The following is a 21,042-nucleotide window of genomic DNA, read 5'->3' as shown; positions in this document are numbered from 1 at the left end:
AACTGTTCATTCAGGATTTGACAGGCTCCGGCTGCTTATCATCCGGTTTTGATTCTTCTTCATCACCTCTGCCATAAGCAGGGCCCTCAAAGGCATCCCAGATAACCAGCAGGTTTAACAGACCTGCAATCCAGGTGAAGACCACGGCAAATTCGTAACGTTTCCCTAATTTTTTGTTGATATCGTCCAACTCATGATCGGTTAAAGGCATTTCAAACCAGTTCAGGAAAGAGCGTGGAATTGCACCTTCGATATGGCCTGTATCAGTCCGCCTGCCGTTGACTTCACGTACGACCGCGCATTCGAGAGGCCGGTTGTGATCACCTCCCAGTGGTAATCCAATCCCCACAGGGTCCGCGAGTTGCAATGGTTCAATTGGTTTATTGTCCAGGGTTCCTTCAAAGGTCCCTGAAACTTCAGGTCCAAATTCACCGGGAACGGTTTTCAGTTTGATATATCCATCCAGCTTGCCGTTAATGTTATTGCCATCATCACCGCGATCGAGCAGGGTTCCCTTGAAGGGTGCTTCCAGTGGAAGTTCCATCCGATAGGGGTGTGTCTCAAAAAAACTGCTGTCAGCACCCTGACGTGCCACATTATTGGGGGCTGCCATTTTGTTGTACCGCTGTTTTTGAATCAAAGCGGGTAGTGCCGGCAAACCAACGCCGATTTGGGCAAAATAGCCCAGGTTTCGTTTTCCCTGCCAGGACTGGTAATACACGGTTTTCCAGTCACCCAGCGCCATGCCACAGAAAAAAGTACTTAAGATGCAGAAGCAGTAGATGGCTGCTTTAAAGGTCCGTCCCTGGTAGAAGTGTCCTGCTCCTGGAATGAGAAATGCCAGAATCGCGGCGATCACCGGATTTTTTAATTCGATTTTACTCTGACTCTCGGTCATTTCAGGTTCCTCAGGGAATACCTTGGCTGGTCAACGTATCTGGGGTGTTCGCTTTTCAGAGGCTGATCTTAGTGATAACCCGGTAAAATCAGAAGCGTAGACCATTATTAAAAGCAGGCACAGGCTCCAGAGCCGGTGTCTTGATAGTGTATCTGATGGCGAATAAAAGGACTAGACCAACCTGAAGTCTTTACAGATTCAGGAGTTGAGAGATTCTTCTCAAAATGGAAATCAGGTTGGTTCGTGTGTCCGTTACTGATTGGTTTACTGGCCTCCCTCGGAACGCTTTGACCACCAGGGCAGGCTGATCCCACCATCGATCGTCGATGTGCCACCCGTCATATAATCTGCATCGGAGCTGGAGAGAAAGGTGACCAGCTTACCAACCTCATTGGGCATTCCCAGACGTTTCCAGGGAATATTTTCCGCACCGGCCTGTAGTTGCTCATCGGTAAAGAATTTGCGTTCACCGGGGGTATCAATCCAGCCGGGATGCACGGTGTTGACGCGAATTTTATGCGGTGCAAATTCGATGGCCGCAGTTCGGGCCATATGATCGATGGCCGCTTTGGCCATGTTGTATGCTGCGGAAGTCGGAATGGCGATGACCGCGTGCGGCGAACTGATGACAACGATCGAACCCCCGTTCCCCTGTTTCACCATCTGGCCGGCGGCAGCCCGCACACCAAAGAAGGCACCCCACATGGTGACATCGATGGTTCGTCGAAAGCCTTCCATGTCAGCATCCAGAATCAGTTCACGATCACTGTAAGCAGAATTGGAAACGAACAGATCCAGGCTGCCGAATTCTTCAGTAACCTGAGCGACTGCGGCTTCGACTGATTTCTGGTCGGAAACGTCAGCCTGAATGGTGATGGCTTTGACGCCGTACGAGCGTGCTTCTTCTGCTGCTTCTTCTGCTTCCTCAGGGTGAGAACGATAGTTGATGCCGACGTTGGCCCCTGCTTTGGCCATCTCCATTGCACAACCCCGGCCGATTCCCCGGGAGGCCCCTGTTATGAGCGCATTTCGCCCTTCCAGCTTCATGGTTTTACTTCCTTAGTCTGTTGATACGTTAATAATAAGTTGACTTGCACTTCAGAGAGTTTCCCGCGACAGCTGCAAACCGATGCGGTCGGGATGCTCTACCGGAAGTAGACACGATGATAGGGAGCTGTCTGCTGTTGATCACTCTATGTTAAACCCGGGTGATTCTGCAGAGTTATCTTTACGCCGGTCAGGCGGATTGATTCCCGCTGGACTCGTTCCCCGGAAACCGATCTCAGGGAACCAGACTCATATCAGTTATTACTGTAAACAAGCGCGGCCTTAAAACAAAGAAAACCGAGGAGCATTCTCTGCTCCTCGGCAAAATCTTTCCATGTCTCAATCAATCGCAAATCTGTGTTGCTGAGGGGGATGAACCGTCTCAGGCAGAAAAACTGCTGCCGCAACCGCAGGATTTGACAGCGTTGGGGTTATCGAATGTGAAACCCCGTTTTTCGAGACTTTCATAGTAGTCCAAAGTCGTTCCGTCCAGGTAGAGATCGCTTTTCTTATCGACGACCACTTTGATCCCATGTTGTTCGGACGTGTTGTCTTTTTCAGTATCAACATCGTCAACGAAGCGGAAATCATACTGGAAGCCACTGCAACCACCAGAAACGATTCCGATTCTCAAGTGTGAACCCTCGGCGACGTTCTGGTCTTCCATATACCGCTTCAGTTCTTTGGAAGCATTTTCAGTAATTGTGACAGCCATGGAAATGAGTCTCCAGTTTTAAAAAGTACTTAGGTAATCAAACCTTTGAATATTTGATATCGGCGAAAACAGGTCCCGAATCTCAAAATGCTCCAGAAATCCGCGAGCCTGTGCACCCTGGTTTTGCTCCTGACATTATAGCAGGAACATGATCTTTTCCGAGATGCATTTTCGGCTGGAGCGATTGAATCTTACGCTTTTTTGTAAGTAACGGCATTATATCACTTTATTCTACTGTAAATCCAGCCGTTCCGAGAGGAATTTCACTCAAACCAGGGGATAACTGGTAGACATTGCCCGAAATTATAAACGGACTCCTTTGTCCTGATATTCTGCCAGCGGGTGAACAGACTGTTTTGCACTCTTGCAGGTTCGACTCTAAAATAAAAATCGACAGGAATTTCGGACTTGCAGGACAGAGGATGACGACATGAATCAATCACGCCAAGTTTTGATGTTGAGCGAAATGGAACCCGGACAGTTCGCGGACAGTTTTGTGTTACTGGTGTCCCGAGAACGTGCGACGACCCGCGATGGAAAACCTTATTTTCGCGTTCAATTTCGCGATCATGCACTCACTGCCACAGCCATGGTCTGGAGCGACACACCCTGGTTTAGCGATTGTGATGCCAACTGGACAGAGGGAGAATTTTACAAAGTCCGAGCCCGTTATGATGAAAGCAAATATGGCCCCCAACTGGATATAGATCGAATTCGTCCGGTGAATGAGGAAGATGCTGAGGATGGTTTTGATCCAGGCCTGTACTATTCCCGGTCCCGTTTTTCGAGCGAAGAGATGTTCTCTGAGCTGATGGAAATCACACGAGAGCAGATTACGGAAATCCCGCTGCAGAAACTGGTATTGGACATACTGACGCAGTACGCGGATCAGATTAAAACGATTGCCGCTGCCAGCAAAAACCATCATGCGTTCACAGGTGGCTATCTCGAACACGTGTTGTCAGTGACGAAAACGGCCTGTTTTCTGGCGGACAAGTATCAGGCCTATTATCAGCAGATGCAGCCGCCTCTGAATAAATCACTGGTCATAGCCGGTGCAATTCTGCACGATATCGGTAAACTGACTGAACTGGAATATCGACCTCACGGGTCCCGTTATACTCCTGCGGGACGTCTGATTGGACATATTCTACTGGGCCGGGATCTGGTCCGCGAACATGCCTCCCGGATGGAGGGGCTTAACCCGGACACATTGCTGCGACTGGAACATATGATTGTGTCCCATCAGAATTTACCGGAGTGGGGTTCGCCTATTGCCCCGCATACCCCGGAAGCATTACTGGTACACTATGCAGATGACATCGACGCCAAGTTTCATATGATGGCGACCACACTGGAAAATATTCTGCCCGGAAACGAAGATGAGTTCTCGGGGCGCGACAATGCGCTCCGACGCAGTATTTTTCTGGGGTTGAAGTCTCCAGAAGAAACGGGTGAATGAAATCAGAAACCGACTGAATCCACTTTTGAGAATAGAAAACCGACGATGAAATTTACGAAAATGCACGGGGCCGGCAACGACTATGTTTACGTCAACTGTTTTGAAGAGACGTTGCCAGAAGATATCGCCAGCCTGGCAATCGCGGTCAGTGATCGCCACACAGGCATCGGCTCCGATGGACTGATTCTGATCTGCCCTTCCGAAAAAGCAGACGCACAGATGCGGATGTTCAACGCGGACGGAAGCGAGTCGGAAATGTGTGGAAACGGCGTGCGCTGTGTTGCCAAGTATGTCTACGATCATGGCATCTCAAACCAGCAGACGTTGAAGATTGAAACCGGCGCGGGGGTCTTGAGTCTCGACCTGGAACTGGCGGGATCGAAGGTCAGTCAGGTCCGCGTGAATATGGGGAAACCGATTTTGACCAGCGCCGAGATCCCGACACTGCTGCCGGGAGATCCCCCGGTCAACGCTCCGCTGGAAGTGGGAGCGCAGACTCTGGAAGTGACCTGTGTCTCCATGGGCAATCCCCACTGCATCACCTTCGTCGACGAAGTGAACGACCACTGGGTACACGGAATCGGACCCCAGGTGGAAGTCCATCCCATGTTCCCCAGGCGGGTAAATGCAGAGTTCATTGAAGTCATTTCACCAGCCGAGCTGAAGATGCGTGTCTGGGAGCGGGGCTCAGGCGAAACCCAGGCCTGTGGTACGGGGGCCTGTGCCTCTGCCGTCGCGGGAGTGCTCACTGGCCGATCGGAAAGAAATGTGCTTATCCACTTGCCAGGTGGCGATTTACGTCTGGAGTGGGCCGATAACGATGAAGTGTTTATGACGGGCCCTGCCGTCGAAGTTTACCAGGGAATCTGGCGCGGAACGCAGTAATACAGCCGGGCTTCGAGTGCGAAAGACATAATTCTTGAAATGGTCTTGCAGTAAAATAATAGAACTGATAAACAACGGCTTCTCTCATTTCTCAATATGAATTCCAATTCCAAACCAACGGCCAAATCGACAGACAGTTCATTCCTGTCAGCGTTTCGTATGCTGCATCCGGGGACTTCCATCGGATGGAAAATGCGATTACTGCTGATCGGCTGGAGTCTGTTTCTGATCGCAGGTTTTGGAGTGGCCATTCAAACGACACCGGATTCACGTGGATTTGGTACTCATCAAAAACTTGGTTTTGCACCTTGTGTAATAAAAACGCGATTCTCCATTCCCTGTCCCAGTTGTGGGATGACAACTTCCTTTTCACATTTTGTTCGAGGTCAGTTCCGTCAGTCTGCCCAGGCCAATACCTCCGGTCTGGTGCTGGCAGTCATTTGCCTGGTGATGATTCCCTGGTCCTGGATCAGTGTCTATCGCCGGCGATTCTGGCTGGTCTCTCAACCTGAAACCTGTCTGCTCTGGTTAATCTGTAGTCTGGTATCGATTACAGTCATCGAGTGGGCGTTTCGATTGAACTTTTAAAATCAGATCTCACTGGATTCCCGGCGAGATGAACTGTCCCTTCAAAAAAACAATCTCGAAAACTCTTTGCGGTTCATGCCAAGGATGGCTGAAAAATGCGAAATATTATGACGAACGACCACAAAAACTGGTTCCACCAGCGGTGCTGCGCCGTCGTATTACTGTTGCTGGTTTCATTGAGTGTCAGCGGCTGTTCGCTGTACGTGATGGCGGGCAAAATGTTTTTTGGTGATCCACTGATAACCTGTGAATTCACCAAACAGACGAAAATTGATCTGATCGAAGATCAGAAAAAAGTCCTGGTTGTCTGTTCGACACCGGAATCGATCCGCTCGGATTATCCGTCGTTGAATTATGATCTGCTGGAGCAGGTAACGTATCGACTGCGACGTGAAAATATTAAAGTCATGGATACCGGGGAAGTTGCCACCTGGCTGGATGATAATGGCGGTGTCTGGAATGACGTTGATGAGCTGGCCGAAAACTTCGAGGTCGACTACATCATCCACGTCGACATTGATTCGTTTGATTACCGCGAACCAAACAGTCCCAATCTGTTAAGAGGCAAGGCCTTCGGTCATATCTCGGCATACGAAGTTCATGCCGTTGATGGAATCAAACGGGCACTGGAAATCTTTGATGTGGAATACACGTCGGAATATCCCAGCCATATGCCGGTATCGATTGAACAGGAATCGGCAACGGTTTTCAGGAAAAAATATCTGGATCGGATTGCCGACCAGATTGGTCGTTTCTTCTATAACTATCATTCAGGCGATCCGATCTGATCGCAGGCTGCTCAGGCAGAGATGACCAGATACTAGAGTGCATCACAATTAACCGTAGCGTCTCTCAATCTAATATACTCGGTCCAAATAGACCTGGAGACGTTACAGCAAAACTGGACACAGTCTAATTTCGGAGTTGTGAAGGATCACACGATGACAATATTTTCGTATAAACTATCTGTAGCGAAGCAGCTTTTTCAGACCATCACGAAGCTGGCGCTGGTTTGTGTACTCTGCACGACACTGACAGGTTGTAATTATTTTATTCTCATCGGCTACCTGATTGGTGGTCCCCCTTCCATCGAGCCGGACTTCGATGCGCAGACACAGAAGTCGTTGACGGGAAAAGATGTGACGGTTGCCATTGTCTGTTATGCGCCGCTTGAGCTGCAGTATAACTTTGACGGGATCCACAACGATCTTGCGAAGTACACCACGTTTCGTTTGCACAGTCATGGCGTCAAGGTGGTGAATCCGGATCGGATTCGTGCCTGGCTGGATGAGAATCCCGACTGGGACAAACCGGAAGAAATCGGTGAAGCCTTCGACGTGACGTATGTCATTCACATTGAGCTGCATAAATACAGCCTGTATGAGGAGAACAGTTCCGACCTCTACCGCGGCCGTGCGGAAGGGATGGTTACCGTCTACGAAATGGATGACTCTGGCGAAGGCGAAAAACTTTACAGCAAGGAACTCACATCGTTCTATCCCTTGCGGGCACCACGGGCGACTTCGGAGATTACGTTTTCCAAGTTCAAGAAAGAATATCTCTCGCGCTTAAGTGATGAAATTGGCCGCCTGTTTTATGAGTATTACAACGGCGACGATTTCACACAGGCGATTTGAACGGATTCCACTTCAGGCCCGGACTTTCGATTCCGACTCTTGCAACTGTTTCGGCGAACCGTTAATTTTCTAAGAGTCGCGCACGAACGCACGTTAGCGTATGTCGTTCTTTGTGCCATTAAAAATCGCGGTTGAGTATCAGGGTAGTGATGCGAGATGTCTTTAAGTAAAGCGCAGGCCGTCGAACGCAGCCAGATTATTCTGTCGCATGCCTGGATGGTACGGACGTTTGTCAAGCACAGTGAAGAAGTCGAAGACTTCCCGGAGTTGAGTCACATTGTCCGGGCTGTATTCGATGCATGCCGGGCTTTGGAAACGCGTGTTGATGATCCCGATGCGTATCTGAAGATGCTGCGGAAGAAAATCAGTAAACTCCGCAAAGCCACTGATCAGTTCGCGATAGATGCACCGGAAGCGTCTCTACATACAAACTTCGAGCAGGCCGTCATCTCGATGAAAGCCTGCACGAAAGCGCTGGAAGAACTGCTTGAGCAGGTGGAATAAACTGCCCGGTTATTCGTCCTTGGTAGCATCGAGTACGGCCAGAAACGCTTTCTGTGGAATTTCGACCTGCCCGAACTGTTTGAGACGTTTTTTGCCCTCTTTCTGCTTTTCCCAAAGCTTGCGCTTCCGCGTGATATCACCACCATAACATTTGGCGGTCACATTCTTTTTCAGGGCTTTGATCGTTTCGCGGGCAATGATCTTTCCGCCGATAGCAGCCTGGACCGGGATTTCAAACTGATGTTTGGAGATCTCTTCCTTGAGGCGTTTCACCAGGGCACGTCCACGGCGTTCGGACTGCGAGCGGTGCACGATGGTCGACAGTGCGTCGACTTTTTCACTTTTGACGAGAATATCCATCTTCACCAGGTCAGCGGGGCGGAACCCGAGGATTTCATAATCCATTGTTCCATAGCCGCGGGTGGCACTCTTCAGGCGGTCGTACATGTCGTACACGATTTCGGCGAGAGGCAACTCGTAAATCAATTGCGCACGATTTGTTCCCAGGTACTCTGTATTTTTATAAATGCCGCGTCGATCCGCACACAGCTGCATCATCGTGCCAATGTTTTCAGCCGGCAGAATAAATGTGACCAGCGCGATTGGTTCACGGAATTCGTCGATGCGGCTGGCATCGGGGACATCCTGAGGATTATCGATCAGCACAATATCGCCGTTCCGCTCCAGAATTTCATAGGTCACGTTTGGTGCGGTCTGCAGCAGGTCGATATTGAATTCCTGCTCGAGTCGCTGCTGAATGATTTCCATATGCAGCATGCCCAGGAAGCCACAACGGAAACCGAAGCCGAGCGCATCACTGGTTTCCGGGACGAAGCTGAAGCTGGCGTCGTTCAGGCTCAGTTTTGATAATTCGTCCCGCAGTTTTTCGAAGTCAGTCGCTTCAATCGGGTACATGCCGCAGAACACCATTTGTTGCGGTTTCTGATAACCGGGCAGCGGTGCTTCGGGAAGATTCCGTGGGTTGGCGATGGTATCCCCCACATGCACGTTATCAAGTTCTTTCGCGCCGCTGACGAGGTAGCCTACCTGGCCTGGTCCCAGTGATTTGACGGCTTTCATATGCGGTGTGAACTGGCCAATATCGATAATGTCCAGCTTTGTGCCACCCCGCATCAGAACAACGGTCTGGCCTTTTTCGATTGTTCCCTGTACCACACGCACGTAGGTAACCACACCCCGGTAGTGGTCGTACTTGCTGTCAAACACCAGCGCTTTGAGTGGTGCATCTGCCAGACCACTGGGGGGAGGAATGCGTTCGACGATGGCATCCAGAACATCTTTGACACCAATACCGGTTTTGGCGCTTACCATCAGGGCGTCGGAAGGATCCAGACCAATGACGGTTTCGACTTCTTCCAGCACTTCATCAATCCGCGTGATCGGCAGGTCGATCTTATTCACCACCGGAATGATCGTCAGGTTCGCATTGATACTGGCGTAAGCATTCGCCACGCTTTGTGCCTGCACACCCTGAAACGCATCGACCAGCAGCAGCGCGCCTTCACAGGCCGCCAGGCTGCGGGAAACTTCATAATGGAAGTCCACGTGGCCGGGTGTGTCGATGAGGTTAAGTTCGTACTTCTCCCCTTTGTACTCATAGTAGATTACAACCGTGCGTGCTTTTACGGTAATCCCGCGATCCTGCTCAATCTGCAGGTCGTCCAGGATCTGCGCTTTGAATTCGCGTTGCGTGATGGCACCGGTCTGCAGCAACAGCTGATCTGCCAGCGTACTCTTTCCATGATCGATGTGAGCGACGATCGAAAAGTTTCGAATCAGACGGGGCTCTGTAGCCATAAATGAAATCTCGTTTTCTTATGAAAGACAATCCGCGACAGTTCTGTCCGGATCAGTTTTTATCATTCGTTTCTTCTTTGCGGCAGGCCAGGCGGGCACAGCCGGCGACACCGATGTAACCAGCATCGGAACCAAGTTCTGCAAAGTCGATGATCGTGTTTTCGTAGGGGACTTTGAAGGCACGCTGTCTGGCTTCATCTCGAATCCGCTGCATGAAGCGTTGCCCGAGTTCAGAGTCCCGGCCTCCGAACGTGACGGCTCCGCCAAACAGGATCATGTCCGGGTCAATGGTATGCATGAGTGTCGTGGTTCCCACGCCCAGGCACATTGCCGATTCCATGATCAATTCAATCGCCAGTTCGTCCTCCTGTTCAGCCGCTTTTGAGATCAGCAGGGGAGTCAGTTCTTCCCCGCCTTCTGTCATCGAATGAAGCAGTGAGCTGCGGCCTGCATCCAATAGTTCCTGACAGTGACGTACCAGCGATTTGCCGCCAGAGTACGCTTCCAGTGTTCCATATTGTCCCGAATCACACAATCGGCCGTTGGCCATCTGAATAATCATATGCCCGCATTCACCCCCGTGGGAGTGACGGCCTTCTATTATCATCTCATCTATAATAATACCACAACCTACGCCTGTGCCCAGAGTCCAGAGTACCAGGCTGCGTGCCTCGCGGGCTCCGCCAATCCAGTATTCGCCGTAAGCAGCTGCATTCGCATCATTTTGATAGATCGTCTTTTTTCCCGAATAATGATCACTGACAGTCTGGCGGATCGGAAAATCTTTCCAGGTGGGCAGGTTGGGAGGATCAACCAGCTTACCGCCCGGAATATCCATGGTTCCGGGAGTGGCAATTCCGATCGCTTTGATGTCATCCATCGTAAACTGGCAGTCTGAAAGCACATCCGCAATGGCCTGGTAGATGTTTTTCAGTCCGGCTTCAACGCCTTTATCAACCTCGGTTTTCGTCTTACAGAATGCCAGCGACTTTCCCGTATCATCGACGATGCCGACTTTGACATTCGTTCCACCAATATCAATGCCGACAAAATAAGGACTATTGTGTTTTGTCGGGTTCATACCGGGTCATGTTCCTCTGTTCTGGATTGATTTCTGGTGGCAGTCGATTCAGATGATCAGGAGTTACGTGGAAGTCATTCCTCAATGATTGCCTCCAGACGCAACACGATCCTGCTTTGACAGGGAGCACTCGAAGTCAGGTCAGAGGAAGGTCAGCTGCACACCGGGAAGTATAGCCGAGCAGGCCGGAGTGATGCAATCAAGAAGCGGCCAAATCAGAACGCTCCCAAGGCCATTTTGAAGCAGAAGTCGCTGTGTTTCCGGAGAATGGCGCCTGCATTCTGGACGGGAAAAGCAGGTAGTCGCGGAGCCTGGGGCCTGAGTCTGTTGCAGGAACTTTCAGGAAATATTCGTTGCAGCGACCAAAATTCCTTGGCGCACCAACGGATTTGGGACAGGATGAAATGATTACGCCCTACGTATTTTCTGCGAAATTACTTCATCTCCGAGGCCTGAAATGAAATTTCAACTTCGATTTTTTATCCCTCTCCTGCTGGCATGCTGTTTGACGGGATCGGGTTCCCTGCTGCATGCGGCAGAGCAGCAATCCACGCGACCAAATATCATCTTATGTATGACCGATGACCAGGGCTGGGGGGAAACCGGCTTTATGGGACATCCCATTCTGAAGACACCCCACCTGGATGAAATGGCTGCCAGCAGCTTGAGGCTGGACCGCTTTTATGCGGCTGCACCAGTCTGCTCCCCCACCCGAGGCAGCTTCCTGACAGGCAGACATCCCAACCGTTTTGCCTGCTTCAGTTGGGGCCATACTCTCAGACCTCAGGAAGTCACCGTCGCCGAAGCAGTGAAGTCTGTCGGTTATACCACCGGACATTTTGGGAAATGGCACCTGGGTTCTGTCCAGTCGAACAGCCCGGTTTCTCCCGGCAACAGTGGGTTCGACGAATGGGTCTCCAGCCCCAACTTTTACGAAAATGATCCCTATATGAGCCACAATGGCGTTGTCAAACAGCTTAAAGGGGAAAGCTCACGCGTAACCGTCGACGCGGCGCTGGATTTCATTAAGCAGGCTGACAAGGATAAAAAACCGTTTCTCGCGGTGATCTGGTTCGGAAATCCACATACGCCTCACGAAGCGGTCTCTGAATTGAAAGACCTGTATCCAGACCAGAAACCCAACTTTCAAAATTATTTTGGTGAGATCAGCGGCGTGGATCGGGCCATGGGACATTTGCGGAGTCAACTGCGAGATCTGGGGCTGGCGGAAAATACTCTACTCTGGTTTACCAGTGATAACGGGCCGCGGCCTCCGCAGTTCAAGACTGAAGAGGCACGCTCTCAGGCGACCGGCGGTCTGGCAGGTTTCAAGGGGAATCTCTGGGAGGGCGGCGTCCGTGTGCCTTCTCTCATTGAGTGGCCTGCCGTCATCAAAAAACCGGAGGTTTCAAATGTGCCCTGTGGTACGATCGATATTTATCCCACCGTCCTGGCAATGACCGGCGCGAAAGTTTCGCATCAGCCTCAGCTGGATGGTGTCAGTCTGCTTCCATTAATTGAAGGGCAGATGACAGCGCGAGGCAGGCCAATGGGCTTCTGGACCTATCCGGAGAAAGGACACCCTAAACGCAGTACCGATATCTTATTGGCGCTGCAGAAGCAGCAGTCACCGGGGCACCCCAACCCCAAAGGTCCCGCGCCGGATGCTGACGCCGGCAGCCTGAAGACACAGTATCCCAAAGACAAATTGCCGGGCGCAGCGGCTCTGGTCGACGGCAATTTCAAACTGTTGAAAATGGAAACCAAACGGGGGAAACCCAGATATACACTTTATGATCTGGTGAAAGATCCTGCAGAAAAACAGGATCTGTCCCAGGTCGATCCCCAGAGGTTGAAGAAGATGAAAGCCGCTTTAGCAGACTGGCAGCATTCCGTGGTCGATAGTCTGAACGGCAAAGATTATGCTGACTGATCCTGACTTCAGGAATCAGAAACAGGGTTTTTTCCCTCACGATCGGTTTGTTTGATTGCATTTGCGGTATTGAGTCTGCAATAATCGAATTTATAAACATTCATAAGGAAATCAAAAGCAGGCATTTCACATTATATATAGTGCGAGTCTGTTTTACCTGCCATTTTCCCTGACCGCTTACCTGTCACACTTGATTGAGGAACATTATGAACTCAGGATCTATCATGCGGCTAATGAGCCGATCGCTATTTTCAATACTCTTGCTGGCAGTCGTCTGTTCAGGTCCATTAACCGCGGCTGAAGCGAAAAAAGAGTTGAAGGCCGGAATCATAGGTCTGGATACCTCGCATGTGATCGCCTTTACGAAGTTGCTGAATACCGGAACTCCCGAAGGTGACCTGGCGGGGATTCGTGTGGTCGCCGCCTACCCCAAAGGGAGTCCTGACATCGCATCCAGCGTGGACCGGGTTCCCGGATACATCGAACAGGTTAAAGAGATGGGCGTGGAAATCGTGCCTTCCATCGATGAACTGTTGAAGAAAGTCGATGTGGTTTTTCTGGAAACCAACGATGGTCGTCCACACCTCGAACAGGCGATTCCCGTGCTTCAGGCCGGCAAGCCGCTCTTCATTGATAAACCGGTAGCAGGTTCACTCGTCGATGCCATCGCCTTGTATGAACTGTCTGAAAAATATAATACGCCGATGTTTTCTTCCTCTTCACTGCGGTTTGCCAAAGGCGCACAGCGTCTGAGAAACGGAGAAGAAGGCAAGATCACCAAATGCAGTACACACAGCCCCTGCTCACTGGAAGCGACGCACCCCGATCTGTTCTGGTACGGAATTCACGGCGTCGAAACCCTGTTTACCGTAATGGGGCCCGGCTGTCAGTCTGTCAAACGCACCGTCAGCAATGCCGACCGTGATGAAGTGGCCGGCAAATGGTCTGGCGGACGGGAAGGTCATTTCGCCGGCGTCCGCAAAGGGACTCCCAAAGGTTACGGCGGAACCGCTGTCGGGGAAAATGGGGAAGTCGCCGTGGGCGGATATGATGGATATAAGCCTTTACTGGTAGAGATTGCCAAGTTTTTCCGGTCCGGCAAAGCCCCCGTCAGCCCTGAAGAAACACTTGAGATTTACAGCTTCATGGAAGCCGCTGATGAAAGTAAACGCCAGGGCGGAGCCGAAGTCACTCTGGCCAGCGTCTATGAAAAAGCAGAAAAAGAAGCACATGCCAAGCTGGCGAAACTGGATCTGGCAGACACGGGCAGTAGTGCTCCCGACAACACTCTGACTTCAGCGGAAAAAGAAGCGGGCTGGAAACTGCTGTTCAACGGCAAAGATTACTCCGGCTGGAAATGCAATAACGGCAAACCGATTGCGGCTCCCATTGAAGATGGTGCCCTGGTACCTTACAAGTCAGGTGGCTACCTGATCGTGTATGATAAGCCCTTTGCCGATTTTAAATTCAAATGTGACGTGAAGATGCCTGAAGAATGTAACTCGGGAATTTTCTTCCGGGTGGGTGATCTCAAGAATCCGGTGCAGACTGGATTTGAAGCACAGGTGCTCACGGGAGATGGAACGGGCATGCACGACTTTGGTGCGATCTACGATCTGGTCGCTCCTTCCGTGAATCGTGCCAGCAAACCGGGTGAGTGGACGAATCTCGAGATCACCTGTCAAGGACCGCATGTCTCAGTCGCCGTCAATGGTAAAGTTGTGGCGAAGCTGAATGCAGACGAATGGACCGAACCGGGAAAACGACTCGATGGTTCAAGTCACAAATTCAAAGACGCCGTCAAGGACTTCCCCCGTAAAGGTTATCTGGGATTTCAAGATCACGGGCACAAAGTCTGGTATAAGAATGTAAAGTTGCTTGAGCTGTAAGCCGAAATATAAGATTAGTAAAAATTAAAACAGTTACCTGCCACCTGGAAGCACTCATGCTTTCAGGTGGTTTTTTTATGCCGACCACGTAGCTCCTGAGGGTGGTCTGGTTACCCGGTGAGTACCGGCGAGATGGAAATGAGCGCTCCTCTTGCCGGTTCTCACTAATGGGAATCAAGGAAAACGCGTGAGTTTAAACTACGAATCGAAATTTTCTGATGCAGAATCGAAAATGATCTATTTTGTACCTTGCTTTCACTACAAAAAGGGGGGGATCTGTGTAAAATAGCCGCGAATTCTTGGGCAAAGAGTCGTGTTGCGCCTATAAAGATATCGAGATACAGAGAACTTCAGAATGTCTGTCGTGTTTTGAACAGCGTTCCGTTGGTTTTTTAAACCACATCAGGCGAGTCAAACGAGAAAACTCGTGATATTCAGGTTCATAATTCAATGATTACTATTAAAAAAGGGCTGGATCTGCCAATCGCAGGCGTGCCTTCTGCTTTGATCGAAAACGGGCCGGCAGTTCGATCAGTTGCTTTGATTGGCCCTGATTATATTGGTATGAAACCCACGCTGCTTGTTGAAGTGGGCGACACCGTAAAAAAAGGCCAGCTGCTTTTCAGCGATAAAAAGACCGAAGGGGTCCTCTTTACCGCACCGGTCGCCGGGAAGGTCACCGAAATCAATCGTGGTGCCAAACGCGCTTTTCAGTCGATGGTGATCGAGGTGGAAGGCGACGAAGAAGAAACTTTCACTTCGTACGGAGAAGGTGATCTCACCAGCCTGACACGCGAGCAGGTACAGGACAATCTGCTGAAGTCTGGTCTGTGGACCAGTCTGCGAACCCGGCCTTACAGTCGCGTCCCTTCGCCGGAAACCACTCCGCATTCCATTTTTGTTACTGCCATCGATACCAACCCGCTGGCACCGCCTCCCGAAGTGGTGTTAAGTGAAGAACCCCGGTCATTCACACAGGGTCTGCAGGTTTTGAAGTCTCTGACCGCAGGCAAGCTGTTCCTCTGTAAAGCTCCCGGAACGAATCTGCCTGGTGTGGAACAGGATTTTGTCACCGTTGAAGAATTTGGCGGCCCCCATCCCGCCGGTCTGGTTGGCACACACATTCACTTTCTGGATCCCGTCAGCGAAAAGAAAACCGTCTGGTATATCAACTATCAGGATGTGATTGCGATTGGAAAACTGTTTGCCACCGGTCAACTGTCCTCTGAACGTGTGATCTCAATTGCAGGTCCCGTCGTGAAAGAACCGAAACTGGTCAGAACCGTCCTCGGTGCTAATATCAACGACCTGGTCGAAGGCAACCTGGAGGGGGATATGGATCGCCTGATTTCCGGTTCCGCACTTTCCGGGCGAACAGCACAAGGGCCGTTTGCCTACCTGGGGCGCTATGCTCTGCAGGTCACCGCGCTGAAAGAAGGGACTCATCGGGACTTTCTGGGCTGGATGGGACCTGGGTTTAACAAGTATTCTGTCGTTCCCGTGTTCGCGTCGTCCTGGATCGGGCAGGGCAAAAAGGTTGCGTTCACCACATCAACCGAAGGCAGTAAGCGAGCCATGATTCCCATCGGGACTTATGAAAAAGTGATGCCTCTGGATATCCTGCCAACATTCCTGCTGCGTGCTTTGATTACAGAAGATACCGAACAGGCAAAACAACTGGGCTGCCTGGAGCTTGATGAAGAAGATCTGTCGTTATGCACGTTTGTCTGCCCGGGCAAATACAACTACGGGTCTCTATTGCGTAAGAGTTTGACAACGATTGAAATTGAGGGCTAAGTCCAGGTCTCCCCGGCAACGTGCTGACGGAATTGGATGAGCTGGCCTTCAGGTGAATGACTGTTTGCCTGGTCGATAAAAAAATATTGAAAGACGTAAACCCCAGTTGTCAGGTGCGAAGCCGGTCGGCTTCTTTTGACAATCGATAAATGGTCAATGCCGGTGGTGTCCTGGCAGACTGTGTTTCGGGGGCATCAAACAAGAAAGATATACCACGAAATGAAGCCGTTACGAAATCTTCTTGATAAAGTACACCCCCTCTTCGATAAAGGGGGTAAGTTCGAGAAGCTTTACCCACTCTATGAAGCGCAAGATACGTTTCTGTATACTCCGGGTGAAGTGACCCACGAAGCATCCCACGTGCGCGATTCCATCGATTTGAAACGCATGATGAGTATGGTGATCGTGGCTTTGCTGCCGTGTGTTTTCATGGCGCTGTACAACACAGGCTATCAGGCTAATTCGGCGATGAGCGCCATGGGTATCGATACTGTGCCCGGCTGGCGCGGTTCCGTTATGGCCGCGATCGGCGTTGCTCCCGAAGCCAGCAGCCTGGTTTCCAATCTGGTCCATGGTGCACTTTACTTCCTGCCCGTCTACATTGTATGTATGGCCGTCGGTGGTGCCTGGGAAGGCCTGTTCTGTATCATTCGTCGCCATGAAATTAATGAAGGCTTCCTGGTGACCGGGATGTTGTTTCCGCTGACTCTGCCTCCCACCATACCACTCTGGCAGGTGGCGCTGGGCATCAGCTTTGGTGTGGTCGTTGGTAAAGAAATATTCGGCGGAACCGGGAAGAACTTCCTCAACCCTGCTTTAACCGCACGTGCGTTTTTATACTTCGCTTATCCGGCTCAGATCGTGGGTGACACTGTCTGGACCGCCGTCGATGGCTTCAGCGGTGCAACTTCACTGGGACAGATGGCAGTTGCCACTCCCGAAGTGGGCATGAAAGCCGTTACCAATCCGGTAGCTGATGGCGGTCTGGGAATCTCCTGGATGCAGGCCTTTATGGGGCAGATTCAAGGTTCCATGGGTGAGACTTCTACCTTTGCCTGTCTGTTGGGGGCAGCCTTCCTGATTCTGGCCGGCATCGGATCCTGGCGGGTGATGGCAGGTGTACTTGCTGGTTCGATGGGGCTTTCACTGCTGCTGTACATGATTGGCAGTAATACGAATGCCATGTTCGCGATGCCTCCCCAATGGCATCTGGTAGTCGGAGGGCTGGCCTTTGGGCTGGTCTTCATGGCGACCGATCCGGTATCTGCAGCGATGACCGATACCGGTCGCTGGTATTATGGGATTTTGATTGGTGGTATGACGATCCTGGTTCGGGTTGTCAATCCGGCGTATCCAGAGGGAATTATGTTGGCCATTCTGTTTGGGAATGTCTTTGCACCTCTGATTGACTACTACGTTGTTCAAGCAAATATTAAAAGAAGGTTGGCGCGAAATGTCGCGTGATTCAATAGGATTCACATTTATGGTGTCGGCCGCGTTGTGTGTGGCCTGCTCAATTCTCGTTTCCGGGGCTGCGGTCGGACTGCGCAGCAAGCAGGAACTGAATAAAGAAAACGAGCGTAAAAAAAACATTCTCTCCGCAGCCGGACTGGTTAAGCCCGGGGATGGAGCTGATGTGAGAAAAATTTACGACGAGCGGGTCAAAGGCATCATTGTCGATTTGAACACCGGCGAAGTTGTCACCGACGATAAAGCCCTGTTTCCAAATCCACAGGAATATGACCAGAAGGCCGCCGCCGATAATCCCAAGATGAGTATGAAGTTGGATTCTGCACAGGATCTGGCCGGTATCAAACGCCGCGAAAACTACTCCTGGGTGTATCTCATCAATGATGAAAATGGAAAGCTGTCTCAGTACGTATTGCCGATTCGGGGTAAAGGACTCTGGTCGACACTCTGGGGCTTTCTGGCACTGGAAACCGACTTGTCTACTGTTGCCGGTCTGACCTTCTATGAGCATGGCGAAACACCGGGGCTCGGTGGTGAAGTTGATAATCCCAAGTGGAAAGCACAATGGATTGGCAAAGAAGCCTACGCAAACGACTTTCAACCTGATCTTGAAGTGATCAAGGGGACGGTCAATCCGGAGTCTCCGAATGCCATTCATGAAGTAGATGGCCTGTCCGGAGCAACGATTACCTCGCGCGGCGTCTCACACCTGCTGGAGTTCTGGCTGGGTGATTTAGGGTTTAAGCCTTATCTCGAACGCGTTCGAGAAAAGGAGGAAAAGTAATAATGAATTCAAAACAAAAAGATGTCCTGACCGGGCCCATTTTGAATAATAATCCCATTGCTTTACAGATTCTGGGAATCTGTTCTGCGTTGGCGGTGACTACAAAGATGGAAACGGCGGTCGTGATGAGTATCGCGGTGACACTGGTGACTGCCTGCTCCAATGCAGCCGTTGCTTCGATTCGGCTACAGATTCCCAGCAGCATCCGCATCATCGTGCAGATGACAATCATCGCATCACTGGTGATTCTGGTTGACCAGTTCCTGAAAGCATTCGCATTCGGAATCAGCAAGCAGCTATCTGTGTTCGTCGGGCTGATCATCACCAACTGTATCGTGATGGGACGTGCTGAAGGCTTCGCGATGAAAAATGAGCCCGGCATCAGCTTCCTGGATGGAATCGGTAACGGCCTGGGATACTCGGCAGTCCTGATCCTGGTTGCTTTCTTCCGCGAACTGTTTGGTTCCGGCAGCCTGTTTGGATATCAACTATTGACATTAAGTCGAGATGGTGGCTGGTATGAAGCGAACGGCCTCATGCTATTACCCCCCAGCGCATTTTTTATTATCGGGTTTGCGATCTGGGTTCTCAGAACTCTGAAGACCGATCAGATGGAGGAGGCATAACATGTTGGAACATTATCTGAGCCTGTTTATTAAATGTCTCTTCGTTGAGAACCTGGCTTTGGCCTTCTTCCTCGGGATGTGTACCTTCCTGGCGGTTTCCAAAAACGTGAAAACGGCCTTCGGGTTGGGGATCGCTGTTGTTGTGATTCAAACCATCACCGTACCTGTCAACAATATCATCTTTCAGCATCTGCTGAAAAAAGGGGCGCTGGCCTGGGCCGGTTATCCGAATGTGGATCTGACCTTCGTCGGTCTGATCTGCTATATCGGCGTGATTGCAGCGATGGTACAGATTCTGGAAATGACCCTGGATCGTTACTTTCCGGCACTATATAACTCGCTGGGGATTTTTCTCCCGCTGATTACCGTGAACTGTGCCATCCTGGGGGGAACCCTGTTTATGGTCGAACGGGATTACAACTTCCCCGAAAGCTGCGTATTTGGTTTTGGTTCCGGTGTCGGCTGGGCACTGGCGATTGTGGCTCTCGCAGGCGTTCGCGAAAAAATGAAATACAGTGATGTACCACCGGGGTTACGCGGACTGGGTATTACATTCATTACCGTGGGCCTGATGGCGATGGCCTTTATGGCTTTCTCCGGTATCCAACTGTAAGACTTCACTAGATTACTGACTTTTTAGAGCGGTCGACGTTAAATCATGGTTATAGAAATTCTCTTTGGCGTTATTATGTTCACGGGCATCGTGCTTGCCCTGGTCGCCATTATTCTGATTGCAAAATCGAAGCTGGTTGCCTCCGGGAATATCACGATCACGGTCAATGAGCAGAAAAAGATCGAAGTCCCCGCGGGCGGAAAGCTCTTAAACGCGCTGGCTGAAAATCAGATCTTTGTTTCCTCTGCCTGTGGCGGTGGTGGAACCTGTGCCCAGTGTGAAGTGAAAGTCCTGCAGGGTGGTGGTGATATCCTGCCGACCGAGCGTTCCCACTTCAATAATCGCGAAGTCCGCGAAGGCTGTCGTCTTTCCTGCCAGGTGCCGGTCAAGACAGACATGGATATCGAAGTGCCGCCTGAAGTCTTCGAAACCAAAAAGTGGGTCTGCAAAGTGCGGTCTAACGATAACGTTGCGACCTTCATTAAAGAACTGGTCCTGGAACTGCCCGAAGGCGAAGATGTTGCTTTCAAAGCCGGTGGTTTCATCCAGATCGAAGCACCGCCACACCATCTGAAATACAGTGAATTTGATATTCCTGAAGAATATAAAGAGGACTGGGATAAGTTCAATCTGTGGCGTTTCGAATCCAAGGTAGATGAAGAAACAATTCGTGCCTATTCCATGGCCAACTATCCCGGCGAAAAAGGGATTATCATGTTGAACGTGCGTGTCGCTTCCCCGCCACCACGCTCACCCGAAGGTACACCTCCGGGTAAAATGTCTTCTTACATCTTCAACCTGAAGCCCGGTGATGAAGTCACGATTTCCGGTCCTTACGGAGAATTCTTCATCGCAGATACCGATGCCGAGATGATCTACATCGGTGGTGGTGCCGGTATGGCTCCGCTGCGATCCCATATTTACGAACTGTTCAAAGAACGCAAAACCAACCGGAAAGTTTCTTACTGGTACGGTGCCCGCAGTATGCGGGAAATGTTCTATGAAGATGAGTTCCGTGCGATTGAAAAAGAATTTCCGAACTTCAAAATGCACATTGCTCTCTCCGATCCGATGCCGGAAGACAACTGGACAGGACTGGAAGGTTTTATCCATCAGGTGCTCCTCAACGAATATCTGAGCAAACATCCTGCACCGGAAGATTGCGAGTACTACATCTGTGGTCCGCCAATGATGCTTTCCGCCGTGCGAAACATGCTGGATGATCTGGGTGTCGAACCTGAGAACATCAGATACGATGACTTCGGTTAAGATAAGATTCGTTCCGGTCTGGCATT

The 21,042-nt window shown here is 50.8% G+C and carries 19 protein-coding genes; 14 read left to right on the top strand and 5 right to left on the bottom strand.

Annotation, left to right across the window (positions count from 1 at the left end; all coding sequences use genetic code 11):
- Positions 1-10 precede the first annotated feature (10 nt).
- From GmarT_RS27290 to GmarT_RS27280, 3 genes are all read right to left on the bottom strand, one after another.
- Complete coding sequence (locus GmarT_RS27290; RefSeq protein WP_002647392.1) at positions 11-898, bottom strand: DUF6677 family protein; 888 nt, start codon at positions 896-898, stop codon at positions 11-13.
- 264 nt (positions 899-1,162) lie between these two features.
- Positions 1,163-1,945, bottom strand: a complete 783-nt coding sequence (locus GmarT_RS27285) for an SDR family NAD(P)-dependent oxidoreductase (protein WP_002647393.1) — start codon at positions 1,943-1,945, stop codon at positions 1,163-1,165.
- Between the two features lie 382 nt (positions 1,946-2,327).
- Positions 2,328-2,660: a HesB/IscA family protein gene (locus GmarT_RS27280; protein WP_002647394.1), complete on the bottom strand. Its 333-nt coding sequence runs from the start codon at positions 2,658-2,660 to the stop codon at positions 2,328-2,330.
- Positions 2,661-3,090: 430 nt separating this feature from the next.
- Between GmarT_RS27280 and GmarT_RS27275 the strand changes: the two genes are divergently transcribed.
- The 6 genes from GmarT_RS27275 to GmarT_RS27250 all read left to right on the top strand — a co-directional run bounded on the left by GmarT_RS27275 (position 3,091) and on the right by GmarT_RS27250 (position 7,736).
- Positions 3,091-4,122 carry a 3'-5' exoribonuclease YhaM family protein gene (locus tag GmarT_RS27275; protein WP_002647395.1) on the top strand — a complete coding sequence of 344 codons (1,032 nt, stop codon included), beginning with the start codon at positions 3,091-3,093 and terminating at the stop codon, positions 4,120-4,122.
- Positions 4,123-4,167: 45 nt separating this feature from the next.
- Positions 4,168-5,007 carry a diaminopimelate epimerase gene (gene dapF / locus GmarT_RS27270; protein ID WP_002647396.1) on the top strand — a complete coding sequence of 280 codons (840 nt, stop codon included), beginning with the start codon at positions 4,168-4,170 and terminating at the stop codon, positions 5,005-5,007.
- Between the two features lie 96 nt (positions 5,008-5,103).
- Entirely contained in the window at positions 5,104-5,595 is a 492-nt protein-coding gene (locus GmarT_RS27265; RefSeq protein WP_002647397.1) for a DUF2752 domain-containing protein, read from the top strand.
- A gap of 95 nt (positions 5,596-5,690) precedes the next feature.
- On the top strand, positions 5,691-6,383 hold the full coding sequence (locus GmarT_RS27260) for a hypothetical protein (RefSeq protein ID WP_149303480.1): 693 nt from the start codon (positions 5,691-5,693) through the stop codon (positions 6,381-6,383).
- A 153-nt stretch (positions 6,384-6,536) separates the two neighbouring features.
- Positions 6,537-7,232, top strand: coding sequence for a hypothetical protein (locus GmarT_RS27255; RefSeq protein ID WP_002647399.1), 696 nt, complete (start codon positions 6,537-6,539; stop codon positions 7,230-7,232).
- Between the two features lie 156 nt (positions 7,233-7,388).
- Entirely contained in the window at positions 7,389-7,736 is a 348-nt protein-coding gene (locus tag GmarT_RS27250; protein ID WP_002647400.1) for a hypothetical protein, read from the top strand.
- A gap of 9 nt (positions 7,737-7,745) precedes the next feature.
- Here GmarT_RS27250 and lepA read toward each other — a convergent pair whose 3' ends face one another.
- Entirely contained in the window at positions 7,746-9,554 is a 1,809-nt protein-coding gene (lepA, locus tag GmarT_RS27245) for a translation elongation factor 4 (RefSeq protein WP_002647401.1), read from the bottom strand.
- Positions 9,555-9,606: 52 nt separating this feature from the next.
- Positions 9,607-10,635: an ROK family protein gene (locus GmarT_RS27240; RefSeq protein WP_002647402.1), complete on the bottom strand. Its 1,029-nt coding sequence runs from the start codon at positions 10,633-10,635 to the stop codon at positions 9,607-9,609.
- 457 nt (positions 10,636-11,092) lie between these two features.
- Between GmarT_RS27240 and GmarT_RS27235 the strand changes: the two genes are divergently transcribed.
- The 8 genes from GmarT_RS27235 to nqrF all read left to right on the top strand — a co-directional run bounded on the left by GmarT_RS27235 (position 11,093) and on the right by nqrF (position 21,016).
- Entirely contained in the window at positions 11,093-12,568 is a 1,476-nt protein-coding gene (locus tag GmarT_RS27235; protein ID WP_002647403.1) for a sulfatase-like hydrolase/transferase, read from the top strand.
- A 224-nt stretch (positions 12,569-12,792) separates the two neighbouring features.
- Entirely contained in the window at positions 12,793-14,457 is a 1,665-nt protein-coding gene (locus GmarT_RS27230) for a 3-keto-alpha-glucoside-1,2-lyase-like domain-containing protein (RefSeq protein WP_149303477.1), read from the top strand.
- Between the two features lie 450 nt (positions 14,458-14,907).
- Positions 14,908-16,254: a Na(+)-translocating NADH-quinone reductase subunit A gene (locus GmarT_RS27225; RefSeq protein ID WP_002647406.1), complete on the top strand. Its 1,347-nt coding sequence runs from the start codon at positions 14,908-14,910 to the stop codon at positions 16,252-16,254.
- Between the two features lie 219 nt (positions 16,255-16,473).
- On the top strand, positions 16,474-17,718 hold the full coding sequence (locus GmarT_RS27220) for an NADH:ubiquinone reductase (Na(+)-transporting) subunit B (protein WP_002647407.1): 1,245 nt from the start codon (positions 16,474-16,476) through the stop codon (positions 17,716-17,718).
- On the top strand, positions 17,708-18,508 hold the full coding sequence (locus tag GmarT_RS27215) for a Na(+)-translocating NADH-quinone reductase subunit C (protein ID WP_081459536.1): 801 nt from the start codon (positions 17,708-17,710) through the stop codon (positions 18,506-18,508). Before GmarT_RS27220 ends, GmarT_RS27215 begins: the two co-directional genes overlap by 11 nt.
- 2 nt (positions 18,509-18,510) lie before the next feature.
- Entirely contained in the window at positions 18,511-19,134 is a 624-nt protein-coding gene (locus tag GmarT_RS27210; protein WP_002647409.1) for an NADH:ubiquinone reductase (Na(+)-transporting) subunit D, read from the top strand.
- Between the two features lie 4 nt (positions 19,135-19,138).
- The gene (gene nqrE, locus GmarT_RS27205) at positions 19,139-19,747 is read left to right on the top strand and encodes an NADH:ubiquinone reductase (Na(+)-transporting) subunit E (protein ID WP_044238765.1); all 609 of its coding nucleotides are present in this window, start codon (positions 19,139-19,141) and stop codon (positions 19,745-19,747) included.
- 45 nt (positions 19,748-19,792) lie between these two features.
- On the top strand, positions 19,793-21,016 hold the full coding sequence (gene nqrF / locus GmarT_RS27200; protein ID WP_044238709.1) for an NADH:ubiquinone reductase (Na(+)-transporting) subunit F: 1,224 nt from the start codon (positions 19,793-19,795) through the stop codon (positions 21,014-21,016).
- Positions 21,017-21,042 lie beyond the last annotated feature (26 nt).

Origin of the sequence: Gimesia maris (assembly GCF_008298035.1) — a bacterium.
GTDB lineage: Bacteria > Planctomycetota > Planctomycetia > Planctomycetales > Planctomycetaceae > Gimesia > Gimesia maris.
This window is presented reverse-complemented; position numbering and strand designations above follow the sequence as displayed.

Coding starts and splice junctions, on each gene's coding strand:
- GmarT_RS27285 (WP_002647393.1), bottom strand. CDS start 1,945: ATGAAGCTGGAAGGGCGAAATGCGCTCATAACAGGGGCCTCCCGGGGA.
- GmarT_RS27230 (WP_149303477.1), top strand. CDS start 12,793: ATGCGGCTAATGAGCCGATCGCTATTTTCAATACTCTTGCTGGCAGTC.
- lepA (WP_002647401.1), bottom strand. CDS start 9,554: ATGGCTACAGAGCCCCGTCTGATTCGAAACTTTTCGATCGTCGCTCAC.
- GmarT_RS27280 (WP_002647394.1), bottom strand. CDS start 2,660: ATGGCTGTCACAATTACTGAAAATGCTTCCAAAGAACTGAAGCGGTAT.
- nqrF (WP_044238709.1), top strand. CDS start 19,793: ATGGTTATAGAAATTCTCTTTGGCGTTATTATGTTCACGGGCATCGTG.
- GmarT_RS27220 (WP_002647407.1), top strand. CDS start 16,474: ATGAAGCCGTTACGAAATCTTCTTGATAAAGTACACCCCCTCTTCGAT.
- GmarT_RS27260 (WP_149303480.1), top strand. CDS start 5,691: ATGCGAAATATTATGACGAACGACCACAAAAACTGGTTCCACCAGCGG.
- GmarT_RS27250 (WP_002647400.1), top strand. CDS start 7,389: ATGTCTTTAAGTAAAGCGCAGGCCGTCGAACGCAGCCAGATTATTCTG.
- GmarT_RS27215 (WP_081459536.1), top strand. CDS start 17,708: ATGTCGCGTGATTCAATAGGATTCACATTTATGGTGTCGGCCGCGTTG.
- GmarT_RS27225 (WP_002647406.1), top strand. CDS start 14,908: ATGATTACTATTAAAAAAGGGCTGGATCTGCCAATCGCAGGCGTGCCT.
- GmarT_RS27275 (WP_002647395.1), top strand. CDS start 3,091: ATGAATCAATCACGCCAAGTTTTGATGTTGAGCGAAATGGAACCCGGA.
- GmarT_RS27240 (WP_002647402.1), bottom strand. CDS start 10,635: ATGAACCCGACAAAACACAATAGTCCTTATTTTGTCGGCATTGATATT.
- GmarT_RS27210 (WP_002647409.1), top strand. CDS start 18,511: ATGAATTCAAAACAAAAAGATGTCCTGACCGGGCCCATTTTGAATAAT.
- GmarT_RS27255 (WP_002647399.1), top strand. CDS start 6,537: ATGACAATATTTTCGTATAAACTATCTGTAGCGAAGCAGCTTTTTCAG.
- GmarT_RS27235 (WP_002647403.1), top strand. CDS start 11,093: ATGAAATTTCAACTTCGATTTTTTATCCCTCTCCTGCTGGCATGCTGT.
- GmarT_RS27265 (WP_002647397.1), top strand. CDS start 5,104: ATGAATTCCAATTCCAAACCAACGGCCAAATCGACAGACAGTTCATTC.
- dapF (WP_002647396.1), top strand. CDS start 4,168: ATGAAATTTACGAAAATGCACGGGGCCGGCAACGACTATGTTTACGTC.
- GmarT_RS27290 (WP_002647392.1), bottom strand. CDS start 898: ATGACCGAGAGTCAGAGTAAAATCGAATTAAAAAATCCGGTGATCGCC.